The organism is Burkholderia sp. AU18528, from assembly GCF_002223215.2.
GTDB classification, from domain to species: Bacteria; Pseudomonadota; Gammaproteobacteria; order Burkholderiales; family Burkholderiaceae; genus Burkholderia; species Burkholderia semiarida.
Window position 1 is genome coordinate 1760238 of sequence record NZ_NKFC02000006.1, and the last position, 15717, is coordinate 1775954.

Consider the following 15717-nt stretch of genomic DNA (forward strand, 5'->3'; position numbering starts at 1 on the left):
CTCACAACCTGCGAAATTTCACTGTCAATTTCCACAGCGAAATTTCACAGATGCTGTGCAAAACACGTTCGTATAACTTGGTTCGCATTTCAAAACAGGCAAGGAATCGATATGCGCGAACAGAATACGGGCGTGTTGAGGAAGTTCCGGATAGACGCCGTACTCAAGGCCGATCTCGACCCGCTGTACCGGAAGAACAACTGGCGCGGGCTACTGGGCTGGATGGGCGACCTTGCGACGATCGCCGGCGCGATCTGGATGACAAGGCTGACGCCGTACGCGTATCCGCTGACCGTGCTGATCGTCGGATCCCGCCAGCGCGCACTCGCGTCGCTATTGCACGAAGCGGCGCATCTGACACTCGCACGCAATGGCCGCTTGAATCGTTTCATCGGCGAATATCTTTCCGGTCTCCCGGTTTTTCAGGATTTCGAATCGTATCGCCAGTCTCACGTCATGTCGCATCACCGGTTTCTCGGCGATCCGACGCGCGATCCGGACTACATCTACTATATCGACTCGGGCCTTCAGCGCGCCGAGGATCGATTCGAGTTCTGCTTCGGCCACGTGCTTCGTACCCTGATGTTGCTGAACGTGTTCAGCTACGCCAACTACCTCGTCCGTCATCGCGTTGCGTCGCTGCTCAAATCGCGGCGTGGCGCGATAAAGCTGATCCTGGTCCATGCCTTCCTGTTCGCAGTCCTTGGCATTGCCACGAACCCCGCAGGGTACCTGCTCTTCTGGCTGATTCCGTACCTGACGTCGTTCCAGGTCATCGGGTGGCTATCCGAGGTATCCGAGCACTTCGGCCTGTTCGGCAGGGAAACCGACGAATTGCTGATGACCCGCAACCGATTTCCGTCATGGTGGGAACGCTGGTTCATCGGCATGCATGGCGACAATCTACACCTCACGCATCATCTTCTCGCGGCCATCCCGTACTGGAACCTGCCTGCGGCCCACCGAATCCTGATGCGGGACGAACACTATGCGCGCGCCAACGCCCGCACCGGCGGAATCGTGTCGCGCGGAAGCCACCCGCTGTCGGTAATGGAACAGATCCTCGAAGGCTACAAGGCACCGGCCACCCCGTCTCACGCACCGCAGTCGAACTCATGAGCGTACGTGCAATCGTCCTCGTCGCCCGCATCGCCGCGGCCATGTCCACGCGGTCCTGCCGACAGGATCGACCGATCATGGCGGCACGCATGCGATCCCGTCGTGGTTTGCGCGCGCGGCAGCGTCGTTAGTCGAGAAGTCCGTCGGGCACCTGGCACGCGATTTCAGTCGCGATGCGGCACGAACACGGTGCCGTGTCGGTACCGCACGCTCGGCGAGCGGCTCGCGCCGCGAGTATCGGATCGACCATGTACGCCCGCCGGCGGCGCATCACGTCGGCCTGCGCGAGGTCGGCCCTCCGGTGCCCGGCGGGCGTTTCAAAACAAAGAGACCATCCGCGAGCGCCGATGTACGCGACGCGCGTCAAGATCCCCTCCGGCAATCGCGCTCCGCCGCCCATCGCCTCGCCGATCACGCTCGCTTCACTCCCCGCTGCGCGCCGCGCCGAAGTGCAATAACTGACAGTTTCTCGTCCGGGCGCTTTTCATTAGATTGGCGACACGATCCCTGCAAAGCCCGCGCCCCGACATGACTCTCACCGCCAGCGAAGCACAGCACACGACGACCGCCGCGTACCGGGACATCGCCGAACGCCATGCGCGTTCCGCCCCTTGCGGCGCCTTCCATCGCGACGCATGGGATGCCTTGTCGGACGCGGGACTGTGGCGCCTGCCGGTACCGCGCGAACTCGGCGGCGCGGGCGGCACGTGGCACGACTTCGTCGATGCCTTCGAAGCGGTCGCCGCGGCGCTGCGCTCCGTCGGCTTCGCGATGGCGCTCGCCAATCAGGCGACGCTGATTCGCGCGATCGCCGCATACGGTTCCGACGCGCAGCGCACACGGCATCTGCCGTCGCTGCTGTCCGGCGCCATCGGCGCCACGGCGATCTCCGAGAAAGGTACCGGCACCGAAGTGCGCGCGCTCGAAACGTGCCTCGTTCGCGACGGCGACCACTACCGGCTCGACGGCCACAAGTACAACATCAGCCACGCGCCCGAAGCGCGCCTGATGATGATCGTCGCGACGCTGACCGGCGACGGCAAGCCGGCCACCGCGCTGGTGCTGATCGATCCCGAACGCGCGGGCGTGCGGCGCAGCGCCCCGCAGGCGACGTTCGGCGTCGCGGATCTTCCGATCGGCGATCTCGCGCTGTCCGGCGTGCGCGTCGACGCCGACGAACTGCTCGGCACGCCCGGCGACGGGCTGCGCCTGCTGATGGACATCGCGTCGATGAATCGCGCGCTGTTCGGCCTGCTGTGCGCGAACGTCACCCAGCCGTTTCTCGCCGACGCGCTCGCGCATGCCAGCGGCCGCAAGACGCTCGGCGTCGCGCTGGACGCCCATCAGCACGTGCAGCGCCGGCTGGTGGACGTCCAGGTCGGCATCGAACGCACGCGCTGGACGGCGCGCGCGGCACTCGATCAACTCGTCGGGCAACGTCCCGAGGCGCTCGCGAACTGTTCGATCGCAAAGCTCGCGGGCGCGCGCGATCTCGCGCAGGCCGCGCTGCACCTGCTCGCGATTCACGGCAGCGACGGCTACCGGCGCGGCCCACTCGCCACCTTCGTCGCCGACGCGCTCGCGATGGGCTCGGCCGGCGGCACCGAGGAAATGCATTACCGCAACATCTTCAGCCAGATGCAACGACGCGCGGCCGCCACGGCGCGCGCGGCGTGAGCGTTCACCCTTCCATCCCCCTTCAGGAGCTGCCCTTGACTATCCAGACTGGCCTGCGCGCCCGCGCCACCCACCGCGTCGACACGATTTCGCTCGCCGATCAATGGGGAGGCGAAGCGCACGCGCTCGCGAGCCCGATCATGATCATCTTCATCGAACAGACCTGCATGCAGGCGACCGACCATCTGCTGCCGGCCGGGCAGATGACGGTCGGCTACAACTTCGAGATCAAGCATCTCGCGCCGACGCCGCCCGAATGGGAAGTGACGGTCGACGCCGAACTGATCGAGGTCGACGGCCGCATGATGACGTACCGGGTCGAGGTGCGCGACGCGGTGGGCGTCGTCGGCGAAGGCGTGCATACGCGCTGCGCCGTCAGCCGCGACGGCTTCCACCGCCGCCTGGACGAGCGGCGCGACAGCGCGGCGCTCGTGCGCTGACGAGCGGGAGCCCGACCATGATTCCGCTTCCGCTGCAGGGTCTCCGGCTGCCGGTGATTGCGTCTCCGATGCTGATCGCGAGCTATCCCGAGATGGTGCTCGCCCAGTGCAGGAGCGGGATCGTCGGCGCATTTCCGGCGCTCAACGCGCGGCTCAGCGCGCAGCTCGGCGACTGGATCGACACGATCGACGGCACGCTGTGCGCGTACCGGGAGGCCCATCCCGATGCGCCGGTCGGCCCGTACGCGGTCAACCATATCTGCCATCCGTCGAATCCGCGCGTCGAACAGGACCTGCGCATCTGCATCGAGCGCCGCGTGCCGCTGATGATCACGAGCCTGCGCGCGCCGTCGCGCGACGTCGTCGACGCGATCCACGCCTACGGCGGGATCGTGCTGCACGACGTCACGACGGTGCGACATGCGCAGAAGGCGCTGGAAGCCGGCGTCGACGGACTCGTCCTCGTCGCGGCCGGTGCGGGCGGCCACGCCGGCACGCTGTCGCCGTTCGCGCTGGTCACGGAAGTGCGGCGCTTCTACGACGGCTTCATCTCGCTGTCCGGCGCGATCGCGACGGGCGACGCGATCGCCGCCGCGCGCGCGCTCGGCGCCGACTTCGCGTACATCGGCACGCGCTTCCTGGCGTCGCACGAAGCCAACGTGGTGCAGCGCTACAAGGACACGATCGTCGAAGCCAGCGCTGCCGACATCATCTACACCGACGCATTCACCGGCGTCCACGGCAACTACCTGCGCCAGAGCATCGAGGCGGCCGGGCTCGACGCGCGCCGGCTCGCACGGGTCGACGGCGCGCAGCTCGATTTCTCGCCGGACGGCGGCGCGAAGCAGTGGCGCGACATCTGGGGGGCAGGCCAGGGCGTCGGCGCGATGGACGCGGTGCTCAGCGTGGCCGACATCGTCGAACGCCTCGCGGCCGAATACGCGCGCGCCGTCGCTCGCATGCAGCCGGGCGCGGCCGCGCACGTCGCCGCGCATCGGCCGGCCGTTTCCTCCGCTTCACGGATCGACACGCCATGACGCCCACCGAACTTGCCGCCCCGTCGTCCGTCGACGATGCGATCGCGCGACGCCGCGCGCGGATCGACGTGATCGACGACCAGCTTCTCGAACTGATCGGCCAGCGCATCGCTCACGCAACCGAGATCGGTCATCTCAAGCGGCATGCGGGGCTCGCGGTGCGGCAGCCCGCCCGCGAAGCGTCGATCGTCGCCGAGCTGTGCACGCGCGCGCCGTGGGGGCTGCGCGACCGCGACCTGCGCGCCATCTGGCAGACGCTGTTCAGCGCGAGCCGTGACGCGCAAGCGCTGCCGTCGGTCGCGTTCCTCGGCCCGTCGGGCACCTACACCGAAACCGCGATGCTCCGTCATTTCGGCGAGTTCGCCCGCGGGCAGGCGCACGAGACGATCGACGCCGTATTCGACGCGCTCGCGCGCGGCGACGCGGAATGCGCGGTCGTGCCGATCGAGAATTCGTCCGAAGGCGCCGTGACCCGCACGCTCGACCTGCTGATCGCGCAGGCGGCGAGCGTCACGGGCGAGATCGAACTGCCGGTCGCGCACTGCCTGCTGAGCGCCAGCGGATCGCTCGCCGGCGTCGACAGCGTGGTCGGCCATCCGCAGGCGCTCGCGCAATGCCGCGCGTGGCTCGACGCGCATGCGCCCGGCCTGCGCCGCATCCCGGTGTCCAGCAACGCGGTGGCCGCGCGCGAGGCCGCGCACCTGTATGACTGCGCGGCGATCGCCGGTGAGCCCGCGGCCGCGCTTTACGGACTGCGAATCGTTGCCAGTGCGATCCAGGATCACCCGGACAACCACACGCGCTTCGTGATCGTCGGTGGCCAGGCGCCCGCGCCGACCGGCCACGACCGCACGAGCATCGTGCTGCGGCCGACCGATGCGCCCGACGCGCTCGCGCGCGTATTCGACGCGCTCGCCCGACACCGCGCCCCGCTGCTGTGGGTCGGCGTGCGCCCGGCACGCGGCGCCGGCCATGCGTATCGGTACTGCATCGATTTCGGCGGGCACCTGCTCGATCCGAACGTGCGCGCGGCGCTCGACGAGATGGCGCCCGCCGCGTCCGAACTGCGCGTTCTCGGCGCCTATCCGCGTGCCGCGGATTGTCCCGACCGGCACGCCGACGGCCCGGCCGCATCATGACGACGGCGCCCGCTTCGTCCCGCGTCGCCGCCCGGCTGCTCGCGATTCGCGACGGTCGCGACGATCGCCTGCTCGTGCTGTGCGGCATCGCCGCGGCGGACTGCCTGTCGCTCGCCGCCGGGCGATGGCTGCGCGCGTTGCGCGCCGAATACGACGACGAACTGGAGCTGCTGCCGTTCGTGCGCGGCACACCCGACGCCGCCGGCACCGCGTGCCTGCTGCGGCGCTGCGAGCGCCTCCGGCTTCCCGCGGTGGCGATCGGCGACAGCTTGGCGACCGCCTATGGCCGCTGGCGCGCATGCCTGCCCGCGGCGCCGCTGACCTGGCGAGTGCTCGAGACGTCCGCCGCACGGGCCGCGACGCCGCTGCCCGGCGGCCTGCTGGCGCGCTGGCCGGTACGCCCGGCCGAGCCGGTCGACTGGCCGCGCTCACGCCGCGTCGTTGCGGATCTCGGCGTGGCGTCGCCGGCACTCGGCGCGCGAATCGGCGCGCTCGCCGACGCACTGTGCGACGGCACGCTCGTCATCGCCGGCATTGCGCTGGACACGGCTCCGGGCGCGCCGCACACCTTCGTCACCGATGCGCTGGACCCGCTCGCCAACTACGTCCGGATGCAGCGCATCGCCGCCGTGACCCGCCGCGCGCCGTCGCTTCGGAGCCGCCTGTGAGCCCGCGCCCGCAAGCCGGCCCGATGCGCATCGCGCTCGTCGGCATGCCCGGTGCCGGCAAGACGACCGTCGGCAGCGCACTGGCCCGCGCACTCGCGCTGCCGTTCGTCGACGCTGACCGCGAACTCGAACGCCGCTTCGGCGCGCCCGTCGCCGCGCAATTCCATGCGGGCGACTTCCGCGCACGCGAAGCCGACGTCATCGACGCGCTGACCCGCGGGCCGGCGCTCGTGCTCGCGACCGGCGGCGGCGCCGTGCTGCGCGACGACACGCGCGCCCGGCTCGGCCAGCGCTGTTTCGTGATCCATCTCGCGAGCGATCTCGACACCCTGTGGCACCGCACGCGCGGCGACGCGTCCCGCCCGCTGCTGAACGTCGCCGACCCGCGCGCGGCGCTCGCCGCGCTGCACGACACGCGCGAATCGCTGTACCGCGCGTGCGCGCACTGCCGCATCGATACCTCCGGCCAGTCCGTCGCACAAACGCTCGCGGCCGCGCTCGACGCACTCGCCATCGCGTAACCCGCGCGCCTCTGTCCTTCCCCTTCCGCTTTTCGACGATGCCAGCCGCCGGTGCGGCCGGTGTGGCCGACTGCCATTTCTACCAGTTGCCGACCGTCGAATAATATCTAAAGATATATTTTTAGATACAGACCGTTCGCCTTCACGCGACAGGAAACCGACCATGCCTCTACTCATCGACCGAGCGTGCGGCGCCCGCCGCCTGGTTCCCGCCCTCGCCGCGCTCGCGATCGCCGGCTGCGCCCCGTTCGGCCCGCAACGCCCGGCGGCGCGGATCACGCCCGTCGAGCAACTCGATGCGGGCGCCGCGATTCGCTCCGCCGGCACCGGCTCGCCGACGATCGCCGAACGCTGGTGGACCGCGTTCGGCGACGCGCAGCTGGATCGCCTCGTCGACGATGCGCTGGCCGGCGCACCGACGCTGCAGGCGCAGCGCGAACGTGTCGCGCAGGCGCTGGCCGACGCCGACGTCGAAAACGCCGCGCTGCTACCGCAGCTCGGCGCGACGGCGAGCGCGGTGCCGACGCGCCTGCCGGGCAGCTATCGGACGCCGCCGCCCGCGGCCGGACACTGGCAGGTCGACGCGCAGGCGCTCCTCGGCGCGTCGTGGGATCTCGACATCGCCGGCCGGCAGCACGCGCTGGCGCGCGCCGCCGCGCTGCGCGCGGATCAGCAGCGCGCGCTCGAGCATGCGGCCGCCGTGTCGCTGCAGGCGGCGATCGTCGAAACGTACCTGCAGCTCGCGCTCGAACAGCAACTGCTCGCGATCGCGCGCGATACGCTGCAGCAGCACAGCTATCTGCTGCGCCTCACGTCGCAGCGCGCCGACGCCGGCCTCGACATGCAGGTGGCCGTGCTCAGGGCGAGCGAACCCATTCCGCACGCGCAGGCCGACATCGACACGCATGCGGCTGCCTCGGCCCGGCTGCGCCATCGGCTCGCCGCGCTCGTCGGTCGGGGGCCCGGTTACGCCGACGCGCTGACACCCGCCGCGCCGCCGGCGGCGGCGTTGCCGATGCCGGCCGTCCTGCCCGCGGCGCTGATCGGCCGCCGGCCGGACGTCCTGGCCGCGCGCTACCGGGTCGAAGCCGAAGCGGCGAACATCGACGCCGCGCGCGCCGCGTTCTATCCGGACGTCAATCTGCTGGCCTTCGCCGGCGTGCAGAGCTTCGGGTTCCGCGCGCTGTTCCACGGCAACAGCGGCACGCTCGGCGCCGGCCCCGCGATCACGCTGCCGATTTTCGAGGGCGGGCGCCTGCGCGCCGGCCTGCGCGCGCAAACCGCCGCCTACAACGCCGCCGTCGCGACGTACGACGACACGGTCGTCAACGCGCTCGCGCAGGTCAGCGACACCCTCGTCCAGATCGACACGCTCGGCCGGCAGCGGGCGCTTCAGCGCGAGGCGCTGGCGCGCGCGCAACGGACCTACACCATCGAAACGCAGCGCTACCGCAAAGGCATTTCCGGCTACCTCGACGTCCTGCTCGCCGAAGGCCGGCTGCTCGAGGATCGCGCATCGGTCTCCCGCGCGGATGCGTCGTTCGCGATCGAGCACGCCCGCCTGATCGCCGCGCTCGGCGGCGCCACTTCCACTGGAGTCGCACAATGAACCGTCCCGAATCCCCCGCCGCCGAGCCCTCGCTGCAACGCGCGCGCCGGCGCTATTTCCGCTGGTTCTTCATCGCGCTCGCCGGCGCGGCCGGCCTCGCCGCCGCCGCGTGGGCCACCACGCGCGGCACCGAGACGACCGACGACGCATACGTGTCCGGCGACGTCGTGCAGATCTCGCCGCAGATCGGCGGCACCGTCGACGCCGTGCGCGTGCAGAACGCCGACTGGGTGCGCCCCGGCGATCTGCTGTTCAGCGTCGACAAGACCGATGCGCGGCTCGCGCTGGACGAAGCGGTCGCGCAACTCGCGCACGCGGTGCGCCAATACCGCACCGCGCATGCGGACGTGGTGCGCGAGGAAGCGCAGATCCGGGTGCGGCGCACCGAATGGGCCAAGGCGAACGACGACCTGCAGCGCCGGCTGAGCCTCGCGCAAGACGGCGGCGTGTCGCGCGAGGATCTTCGCCATGCGCGGGACGCGATGGACGGCGCGGCAGCCGCGCTGAACGCGCAGCAGGCCGCCTACGACGCGACGCTCGCGCGCACCGACGGCACGTCGATCGACACGAATCCGCTCGTGCGCGCGGCGGCCGCCCGTGTCCGCAGCGCGGCGCTCGCGCTGCGCCGCACCGAAATACACGCGCCGCTCGGCGGGCTCGTCACGCGCCGGGTCGTGCAGGTCGGCCAGCACGTGTCGCCCGGCACGCCGTCGCTGGCGCTCGTGCCGCTCGATCACGTGTGGGTCGAGGCCAACTTCAAGGAATCGCAACTGCGCGGCATGCGCGCCGGGCAGCCGGTCGAGCTGTTCTCGGACCTGTACGGCAGCGACGTGGTGTTCCACGGGCGCGTCGTCGGGCTCGAAGCCGGCACCGGCGCCGCCTTCGCGGCCGTGCCCGCGCAGAACGCGACCGGCAACTGGATCAAGGTCGTCCAGCGCGTGCCGGTCCGGATCGCGCTCGATCCGGCCGAGCTGCGCGCGCACCCGCTGCGTATCGGCCTGTCGATGACGGCCTCGGTGCCGGTCGATCGTGGCCCCGGCACCGCGTCGGCGTCGCCGCCCGCCCGTGCGCCCGAAGCGCGCCGGTCGATCGACGCCACGTCGATCTATCGTGAGGATGACGAAGCGGGCGACGCGCTCGTCGCCGAGACGATTCGCGCGAACAGCGGCGCCCGTCCGCTCGCGCCGGGAGCCTGACGATGCGCTTCTTCTCCAGGAACGCGGCGCCGAAACTGCCGCTGGAGCCGCTTGCCGGCATGCCGCTGGCGCTCGTCGCGATCGCGGTCAGCGTCGCGAATTTCATGCAGACGCTCGACCTGACGATCGCGAACGTCGCCGTCCCGACCATCGCGGGCGATCTCGGCGTCGCACCGGACATGGGCACGTGGATGCTCACCTCGTTCGCGACGCCGCTCGCGATCACGCTGCCGCTCACCGGCTGGCTCACGCAGCGCTTCGGCCAGGTGCGGCTGTTCCGCGTGTCGGTGCTGCTGTTCGTGGTCACGTCGATCCTGTGCGGGATGGCGCCGAACTTCGAGTCGCTGCTGGTGTTTCGCGCGCTGCAGGGCGCCGCGTCGGGCCCGATCACCGCGCTGTCGCAGGCGCTGCTGATGGCGGTGTTCCCGTCGACGCGCCGCCACGTCGCGCTGGCCGTGTGGCAGACCACGACGTTCGTCGCGCCGGTGCTCGGGCCGATCGCCGGCGGCTGGATCACCGACAACCTGAGCTGGCCGTACATCTTCTACGTGAACGTGCCGCCGGGCGTGCTCGTGCTCGGCGTGCTCGCACGGCTGCTGAAGGGGCGCGACAACGCGACGCGGCGGCTGCCGGTCGACGTCGTCGGGCTGCTGCTGCTCACCGCCGCGTTCGGGTCGTTCCAGTTGCTGCTCGATCGCGGCCAGAACCTCGACTGGTTCGCCTCCGACGAAATTCGCATGCTGGCGGTCGTGGGCATCGCGTCGTTCGTCGCGCTGGTCCTCTGGGAGCTGACTGACGACCATCCGATCGTCGACCTGCGGCTGTTCGCGGACCGCAACTTCACGACGAGCACGCTCGCGATCACGGTCGGCTTCGGGCTCTACTTCGGCGCGCTGGTGCTCGTGCCGCTGTGGCTGCAGACCCAGCAGGGATACACGGCCACCTGGGCCGGCATCGCCACCGCGCCGCTCGGCGTCGCCGGGATCGTGATCGCGCCGCTGCTCGGCCGCTTCCAGGGCCGCACCGATCCGCGCCTGCTCGCGACCGTCGCGCTCGTCGGCTGGGGCGCCGCGTCGTTCTGGCGCATGCATTTCAACAGCGACGTGACCCTCGGCGACATCGCCGCCAATTCGCTGCTGATGGGCGCCGCCACCGCGTTCTTCATCACGCCGCTCGTGTCGCTTTCGCTCGCCGGGCTGCCCCGCGAGCGGCTGCCCGCGGCATCCGGGCTGCAGAACGCGCTGCGCCGGATCGGCACGAGCGTCGCGACCTCGGTCGCGCCGACCTACTTCGAGCGTCGTTCCCGCGTGCACAACACCTATCTCGTCGACCACATCACGCCGTACGATTTCGCGTCCGCCGACTGGTTCGCGCGGCTCGATCACGCGGGGCTGTCGCCGTCCGGCGCACTCGTGTCGGTCTCGCATGCGATCGACGTCGAAGCGCACATGCTCGCGCTGAACGATTTCTCGTTCGGCTGCCTGCTGCTGTTCGGCGCGACGCTGCTGGCGGTCTGGTCGATCCGCTCCCGCCACGCGTGACGCGCGACGGAAAACATCCGGAAGCCGTCTCGCCCGGCAGGAGCGACTGACCGGCTAACCGGGCGGCGGGCGGCGCAAGCCCCTGCCGGACCGCATCGCCGTCATGGATGAATCGGCCTGGCGGGCCGCGCTCGACGGCACCGCGAATGAAAAAGGGGCTGCGCGCCGATCGATACGGCGCGCAGCCCCTTCAACTGCGCCGCTTAACGCGGATCAACGCGGGTCGCTGGGCGCCGGCACGTAGCCGTCGGCGAGGATGCCGATCGTCCGCGCGGCCGGCTCGCGCAGGCGCTTGGCCGCCTGATAACCCTCCGACCGATACCACTCGCGGGCGCGCTCCGCCGACTCGAATTCGAGCACGACGACGCGCTTGGGCGCCCAGTCTCCTTCCAGCGTCTCGACTTCGGCGCCGCGCACGAGGAAGCGCCCGCCGTACTTGGCCACCGTCGGCGCGCCGAGCCGGCGGTACGCCTGGTAAGCGTCGACGTCGTGCACGTCGATGTCGAATATCACGTACGCGCTCATGATCGCGCCTCCGCGTGCGCCGGCGCCGCCGCGTCGGCCGGCGCGAGCTGCACGAACACGCGGCCGTTCTCGATCTTCACCGGGTAGGTGTGCACGCACGTCGTCAGCGGCGCGCACAGCGCCATGCCGGTCCGCACGCTGAAGCGCCCCTGGTGCAGCGGGCATTCGATCTCGTCGTCGAGCAGGAAGCCGTCGCTCAATCGCGCGTCGCCATGCGTGCACTGGTTCTCGGTCGCGAAGATCTCGTCGCCGACCGCATACAGCGCGATGTCGCGGCCCCCCACCCAGACGCCGAGTATTCCGTCGGCGCGCACCGTTTCCGGCGCGACTGCATCGATCCATTCCGTAGTCACGTTCGGCACCTCGTTCAGATCGGGTAAATCAGCGAGTTCGGAATCATCTCGCTGTCGTAGACGCAGATGCGCGACTCGAAACGCAGCCCGTGCGGCGTCCGCAGGATGCGGTCCAGGTAGCGCCCGGTGTTGTACACGTCGCTCATCTGCTCGGTCTTCGTGCGCAGCACCGCGTAGTTCGTCTCCGCCTCGATCACCGTGTCGTCGAGATACGTGACGAGCGGCAGCCCGATCACGTGGCGCTGATAGTACGGATCGAAGAACAGCGTCTCCTTGATCCCGTAGACGCGATCCTTCAGCATGCCCTTGCTTTCGAAATCCATCACCGCCAGCGGCAGGTTGCGCTCGTGGTTCTCGCGCGGCACCACCGTGTACCGGCATTGCTCGATGAAGAATTCCGGCCACGCGTCCCAGTCGCCGCCGTCGAGCACGGCCGCATATCTCGCGTTGAGCTGGACGAGCGAATAGAAATCCTCGAAGGTCGCGCCGCCCGCGTGCGGCTCGGCGGCCGGCCGGGCCGTTCTTGTCGTGATCGTGCTCATTCAGGCCTCCATCACTTGGCGCCAGTACTGGTACATGCCGCGCACCAGCGTTTCGCTGACCATGTGTTCGGTCTGCTCGTCGATCTGCCGGCCGCCGAGCTCGTTGTAAACGTTGCCGTGCTGGATCTGCTCGAAGCTTTGCTGCACGCATTCGATGACCTCGCCGTCGTCCGCCGACACGAAGCCGGCCGGCCCGAACAGATTGGCCTGGCGCAGGCGGCGCCGCGTCATCTCCTCGGTGTCGGTCTCGAAACCGAAATGCGTCCACACGTAGTCGAACACGCCCGGGCCGATCGGCCGGATGCGCCGCGTCGACAGCGCATTGACCTGCTGCTGGATGATGACGCTCGGCATCAGCGTGAGCATCACGACAGTCGGATCGCCCCACCACGGTTCGTGCACGACGTCGAGGAAGCGGTCGTCGTGCAGCGTCATGCGCTCCTTGAAGCTCGTCACGTTGTGGGTCACTTCTCCGCCGCCGCCGCCGCTGCGAATCGACACCATCGCGCCGTGCCGGTGATGCGCATCGGTCACGAGCCGGGCGGGATTGTCCGCGCGCCACAGGCCGAAGTTGACGAACCAGGTGTGCAGCAGCCCCGCGTGATACGGATCCTTGATGTTCTCGACCATCAGCTTCCAGTTGCTCGGCACGCGCTGCCGCGTATAGCCGAGCACGGTCAGCTTCGGGCCGTGGAACAGGCGGTCGTAGTAAGGCAGGATGCGCGGGCCGAGGAAATCCTCGAACGATTCGACGTTCTCGTCGAACGACGCGAACACGGCGCCGCCGCGCGTCGACACGCGCAGGCGCCGCAGCGCATGCTTGCCCGGCTCGAAATCCGCCGGCATGCCGCCGTTGATCGTGCCGCCCTGACGCACGCCGCGCCGGAACGGCACGCCGATCAGGTTGCCCTTCAGGTCGTAGTTCCACTGGTGATACGGGCAGTGGAAATCCTTCGCCTTGCCCGAGCGCTCGCGGCAGAACTGCATGCCGCGGTGCGCGCACGCGTTTTCGAAGACGACGATCTCGCCATCCTCCGTGCGCGTCATCACGACGGATCGCTCGCCGACTTCGGTCCGCTGGAAATCGCCGGGAGACGGCACTTCGGCTTCGAGGCCGATGTAGCACCAGTGATTCGCATAGAACAGGCGCTCGAGTTCCCGCTGGTACAGCGCTTCACTCGTATACGCCTCGTATGGCGTGCGGCTGGCGCCGTCGCCTTTCCAGTCGAGCGCGCGGGCGATGTCGATGGGTGAGTTCAAGAGAGCTCCTTTCATTCAGTAAGAAACGGCCTGCCTCGCGACGGCGGCACCGTGCGCGATGAAGCCGGCTGGCGAACGCCGCCGCGCAACCGCCGCGGCAGCCAACTGCTCGATGAGTTCGGCCGTGTGATCCCAGCCGAGACATGCGTCGGTAATGCTTTGGCCGAACACCGGCGGCGTGCCCGGCACCAGGTCCTGCCGCCCCTCGACGAGAAACGACTCGATCATCACGCCCACGATCGCGCGTTCGCCGCGATGCAGTTGCGCGGCGAGGTTGCCGCAGACGTCGATCTGCGCGCGGGTCTGCTTGCCGCTGTTGCCATGGCTCGCGTCGATCACGACGTACGGGGGAAGATGCGCGTCGCGCAGCGCGGCGCAGGCGGCCGCGACGCTGGCGGCGTCGTAGTTCGGGGTCTTGCCGCCGCGCAGGACGATATGCGTGTCGGGATTGCCGGACGTGGTCGCGATTTCCACGCTGCCGGAAACGGAGGGCCTCAGGTAGCTGTGCGACACGCGCGACGCGCGGATCGCGTCGATCGCGACCTTCACGTTGCCGTCGGTGCCGTTCTTGAAGCCGATCGGCAGGTCGAGCCCCGAGGCCGCCTGGCGATGGATCTGCGATTCGGTCGTCCGCGCGCCGATCGCGCCCCAGGACACGAGGTCGTCGAGATACGGCGCGGTCATCGGATCGAGAAATTCGGTCGCGGCCGGCAAGCCCAGCGCATTGATGCCGAGCAGCACCTTGCGCGCGACGCGCAGGCCGTCCTCGATCCGGAAGCTGCCGTCGAGATACGGGTCGTTCACGAGCCCTTTCCAGCCGACCGTGGTGCGCGGCTTTTCGAAATAGACGCGCATCACGATCTCGAGCACATCGGCGTACCGCTCGCGCAGTGGCGCGAGCCGGCGCGCGAACGCCAGCGCGGCGTCCGCATCGTGGATCGAACACGGGCCGACGATCAGCGCAAGCCGGTCGTCCTCGCCCGCGATGATGCGCGCCAATGCGCGCCGCGCATCGCCGATCGACCGTGCCAGGCCGGGATCGCACGGCAACTCGGTGCGCAACCGCTGCGCACTGATCACCGCCACGCCTTGCGTCAACGCTGCCTCAACGGGTTTTTCCATTTAACGCTCCACTCTCGCTGATCGGATGCCGATTTACGGAGGCAATTAGAGCGCGGTCAAATCCCCGGTGATACTGTCATTTATCTCAGAAGCATTTCACATGGTGGATATCTGTGATTTCCGACAGTATTCGGATATGCGGATCACGTCTAACTTAACTCCTGACAAAACACGTTCTCACCTGCTGTTCTGCCAAGGAGCCTCGCAATGAAAAGAAAATATTTTGAAACGCGAATCGACGTGAAGTATCGGGAAACGGACGCGATGGGCCATGTGAGCAGCCCCGTCTATTACGACTATCTGCAGCACGCGTACCTGACCTACATGCACGATCTGCTCGAGCTGCCCTATTCGGAAAAGCTGCCGCACATCATGGTCAAGACCTCGTGCGAATATCTGAAGCCCGCGCAGTACGGCGATACGATCACGGTCCGCAGCAGCGTCACGCGCTTCGGATCGAAGAGCTTCGAACTGGAATACCTGATGGTGCGCGACGGGCAGGCGGACGCCGACGATTCGGCCGACGATCATGCGGTGGTTGCGCGGGCCGTATCCACACACGTGATGTTCGACTACGGCAGCAAGACCACGGTGCCGGTGCCGGAAGAGTTCAGGACGCGCGTGCTGTCGTTCCAGGGCGCGATCTGATGCCGCAGCCGGGGGGCCACGAACGGCCACCCCGGCGCCGTTCAAGCAAACACGATCAGGCCCATCAACACGGCTTTCACGACCGCATTGGTCTTGTTGGACGCGTTGAGCTTGACGATCGATCTCGAGATGTGGAAATTGATCGTCCGCTCGGTCAGGCCGAGAATGATGCCGATCTCATACGCGGTCTTCCCCTCCGCCGCCCATCGCAATACCTCGCATTCGCGCATGCTCAACGCGACATCCACGGGAGCCTCTATATTCGCCGCACACTGAATCATTCGTTTCTCCATCTAGAATAAGACGCCAATGTTTCAGAT

16 protein-coding genes and 1 pseudogene are annotated in these 15717 nt (G+C 68.7%); 11 read left to right on the forward strand and 6 right to left on the reverse strand.

The window, feature by feature from the left end; translation table 11 throughout:
- Positions 1 to 111: 111 nt before the first annotated feature.
- The 10 genes from gntB to CFB52_RS24835 all read left to right on the forward strand — a co-directional run bounded on the left by gntB (position 112) and on the right by CFB52_RS24835 (position 10947).
- Positions 112 to 1119 carry a guanitoxin biosynthesis L-arginine gamma (S) hydroxylase gene (gntB, locus tag CFB52_RS24785; RefSeq protein ID WP_060011805.1) on the forward strand — a complete coding sequence of 336 codons (1008 nt, stop codon included), beginning with the start codon at positions 112 to 114 and terminating at the stop codon, positions 1117 to 1119.
- A 528-nt stretch (positions 1120 to 1647) separates the two neighbouring features.
- Complete coding sequence (locus CFB52_RS24795; protein WP_099317704.1) at positions 1648 to 2796, forward strand: acyl-CoA dehydrogenase family protein; 1149 nt, start codon at positions 1648 to 1650, stop codon at positions 2794 to 2796.
- A gap of 35 nt (positions 2797 to 2831) precedes the next feature.
- Positions 2832 to 3236 (forward strand): thioesterase family protein, encoded by a 405-nt coding sequence (locus tag CFB52_RS24800; protein WP_059584619.1) that lies wholly within the window; start codon positions 2832 to 2834, stop codon positions 3234 to 3236.
- A gap of 17 nt (positions 3237 to 3253) precedes the next feature.
- Positions 3254 to 4273: a nitronate monooxygenase gene (locus CFB52_RS24805; RefSeq protein WP_099317705.1), complete on the forward strand. Its 1020-nt coding sequence runs from the start codon at positions 3254 to 3256 to the stop codon at positions 4271 to 4273.
- Entirely contained in the window at positions 4270 to 5412 is a 1143-nt protein-coding gene (pheA, locus tag CFB52_RS24810; protein WP_099317706.1) for a prephenate dehydratase, read from the forward strand. The genes CFB52_RS24805 and pheA overlap by 4 nt, the downstream gene beginning before the upstream one ends.
- Complete coding sequence (locus CFB52_RS24815; protein WP_060011809.1) at positions 5409 to 6080, forward strand: hypothetical protein; 672 nt, start codon at positions 5409 to 5411, stop codon at positions 6078 to 6080. The genes pheA and CFB52_RS24815 overlap by 4 nt, the downstream gene beginning before the upstream one ends.
- Complete coding sequence (locus tag CFB52_RS24820) at positions 6077 to 6601, forward strand: shikimate kinase (protein WP_226094029.1); 525 nt, start codon at positions 6077 to 6079, stop codon at positions 6599 to 6601. Before CFB52_RS24815 ends, CFB52_RS24820 begins: the two co-directional genes overlap by 4 nt.
- 163 nt (positions 6602 to 6764) lie before the next feature.
- Complete coding sequence (locus CFB52_RS24825; protein ID WP_099317707.1) at positions 6765 to 8210, forward strand: efflux transporter outer membrane subunit; 1446 nt, start codon at positions 6765 to 6767, stop codon at positions 8208 to 8210.
- A complete protein-coding gene (locus CFB52_RS24830; protein WP_059584610.1) occupies positions 8207 to 9406 on the forward strand; it encodes an efflux RND transporter periplasmic adaptor subunit in 1200 nt (399 codons plus the stop codon). Before CFB52_RS24825 ends, CFB52_RS24830 begins: the two co-directional genes overlap by 4 nt.
- A gap of 2 nt (positions 9407 to 9408) precedes the next feature.
- On the forward strand, positions 9409 to 10947 hold the full coding sequence (locus tag CFB52_RS24835) for a DHA2 family efflux MFS transporter permease subunit (protein WP_099317708.1): 1539 nt from the start codon (positions 9409 to 9411) through the stop codon (positions 10945 to 10947).
- A 213-nt stretch (positions 10948 to 11160) separates the two neighbouring features.
- On the opposite strand, the gene CFB52_RS24840 is transcribed toward CFB52_RS24835, so the two are convergent.
- Genes CFB52_RS24840 through CFB52_RS24860 form a run of 5 tightly spaced genes read right to left on the reverse strand, consistent with a single transcriptional unit; the run spans position 11161 to position 14749 of the window.
- Complete coding sequence (locus CFB52_RS24840) at positions 11161 to 11472, reverse strand: DUF1330 domain-containing protein (protein WP_099317709.1); 312 nt, start codon at positions 11470 to 11472, stop codon at positions 11161 to 11163.
- The gene (locus CFB52_RS24845) at positions 11469 to 11825 is read right to left on the reverse strand and encodes a non-heme iron oxygenase ferredoxin subunit (protein ID WP_099317932.1); all 357 of its coding nucleotides are present in this window, start codon (positions 11823 to 11825) and stop codon (positions 11469 to 11471) included. The genes CFB52_RS24840 and CFB52_RS24845 overlap by 4 nt, the downstream gene beginning before the upstream one ends.
- Positions 11826 to 11839: 14 nt before the next feature.
- Positions 11840 to 12367 carry an aromatic-ring-hydroxylating dioxygenase subunit beta gene (locus CFB52_RS24850; RefSeq protein WP_059584605.1) on the reverse strand — a complete coding sequence of 176 codons (528 nt, stop codon included), beginning with the start codon at positions 12365 to 12367 and terminating at the stop codon, positions 11840 to 11842.
- Positions 12368 to 13627 (reverse strand): Rieske 2Fe-2S domain-containing protein, encoded by a 1260-nt coding sequence (locus CFB52_RS24855; protein WP_050018149.1) that lies wholly within the window; start codon positions 13625 to 13627, stop codon positions 12368 to 12370. It lies immediately after the preceding gene.
- A gap of 15 nt (positions 13628 to 13642) precedes the next feature.
- Complete coding sequence (locus CFB52_RS24860) at positions 13643 to 14749, reverse strand: 3-deoxy-7-phosphoheptulonate synthase (protein ID WP_063896793.1); 1107 nt, start codon at positions 14747 to 14749, stop codon at positions 13643 to 13645.
- Between the two features lie 207 nt (positions 14750 to 14956).
- On the opposite strand from CFB52_RS24860, the gene CFB52_RS24865 reads away from it, so the two are divergent.
- Complete coding sequence (locus tag CFB52_RS24865) at positions 14957 to 15397, forward strand: thioesterase family protein (RefSeq protein ID WP_099317710.1); 441 nt, start codon at positions 14957 to 14959, stop codon at positions 15395 to 15397.
- A gap of 41 nt (positions 15398 to 15438) precedes the next feature.
- Here CFB52_RS24865 and CFB52_RS24870 read toward each other — a convergent pair.
- Positions 15439 to 15636, reverse strand: a pseudogene (locus CFB52_RS24870) (LuxR C-terminal-related transcriptional regulator); the annotation flags it as partial.
- Positions 15637 to 15717 lie beyond the last annotated feature (81 nt).

Bases quoted from the DNA above. Each gene is read 5' to 3' on its own strand.
- CFB52_RS24865 (WP_099317710.1), top strand. From the start codon at position 14,957: ATGAAAAGAAAATATTTTGAAACGCGAATCGACGTGAAGTATCGGGAA.
- CFB52_RS24835 (WP_099317708.1), top strand. From the start codon at position 9,409: ATGCGCTTCTTCTCCAGGAACGCGGCGCCGAAACTGCCGCTGGAGCCG.
- CFB52_RS24795 (WP_099317704.1), top strand. From the start codon at position 1,648: ATGACTCTCACCGCCAGCGAAGCACAGCACACGACGACCGCCGCGTAC.
- CFB52_RS24850 (WP_059584605.1), bottom strand. From the start codon at position 12,367: ATGAGCACGATCACGACAAGAACGGCCCGGCCGGCCGCCGAGCCGCAC.
- CFB52_RS24825 (WP_099317707.1), top strand. From the start codon at position 6,765: ATGCCTCTACTCATCGACCGAGCGTGCGGCGCCCGCCGCCTGGTTCCC.
- CFB52_RS24805 (WP_099317705.1), top strand. From the start codon at position 3,254: ATGATTCCGCTTCCGCTGCAGGGTCTCCGGCTGCCGGTGATTGCGTCT.
- gntB (WP_060011805.1), top strand. From the start codon at position 112: ATGCGCGAACAGAATACGGGCGTGTTGAGGAAGTTCCGGATAGACGCC.
- CFB52_RS24815 (WP_060011809.1), top strand. From the start codon at position 5,409: ATGACGACGGCGCCCGCTTCGTCCCGCGTCGCCGCCCGGCTGCTCGCG.
- CFB52_RS24840 (WP_099317709.1), bottom strand. From the start codon at position 11,472: ATGAGCGCGTACGTGATATTCGACATCGACGTGCACGACGTCGACGCT.
- CFB52_RS24830 (WP_059584610.1), top strand. From the start codon at position 8,207: ATGAACCGTCCCGAATCCCCCGCCGCCGAGCCCTCGCTGCAACGCGCG.
- CFB52_RS24860 (WP_063896793.1), bottom strand. From the start codon at position 14,749: ATGGAAAAACCCGTTGAGGCAGCGTTGACGCAAGGCGTGGCGGTGATC.
- pheA (WP_099317706.1), top strand. From the start codon at position 4,270: ATGACGCCCACCGAACTTGCCGCCCCGTCGTCCGTCGACGATGCGATC.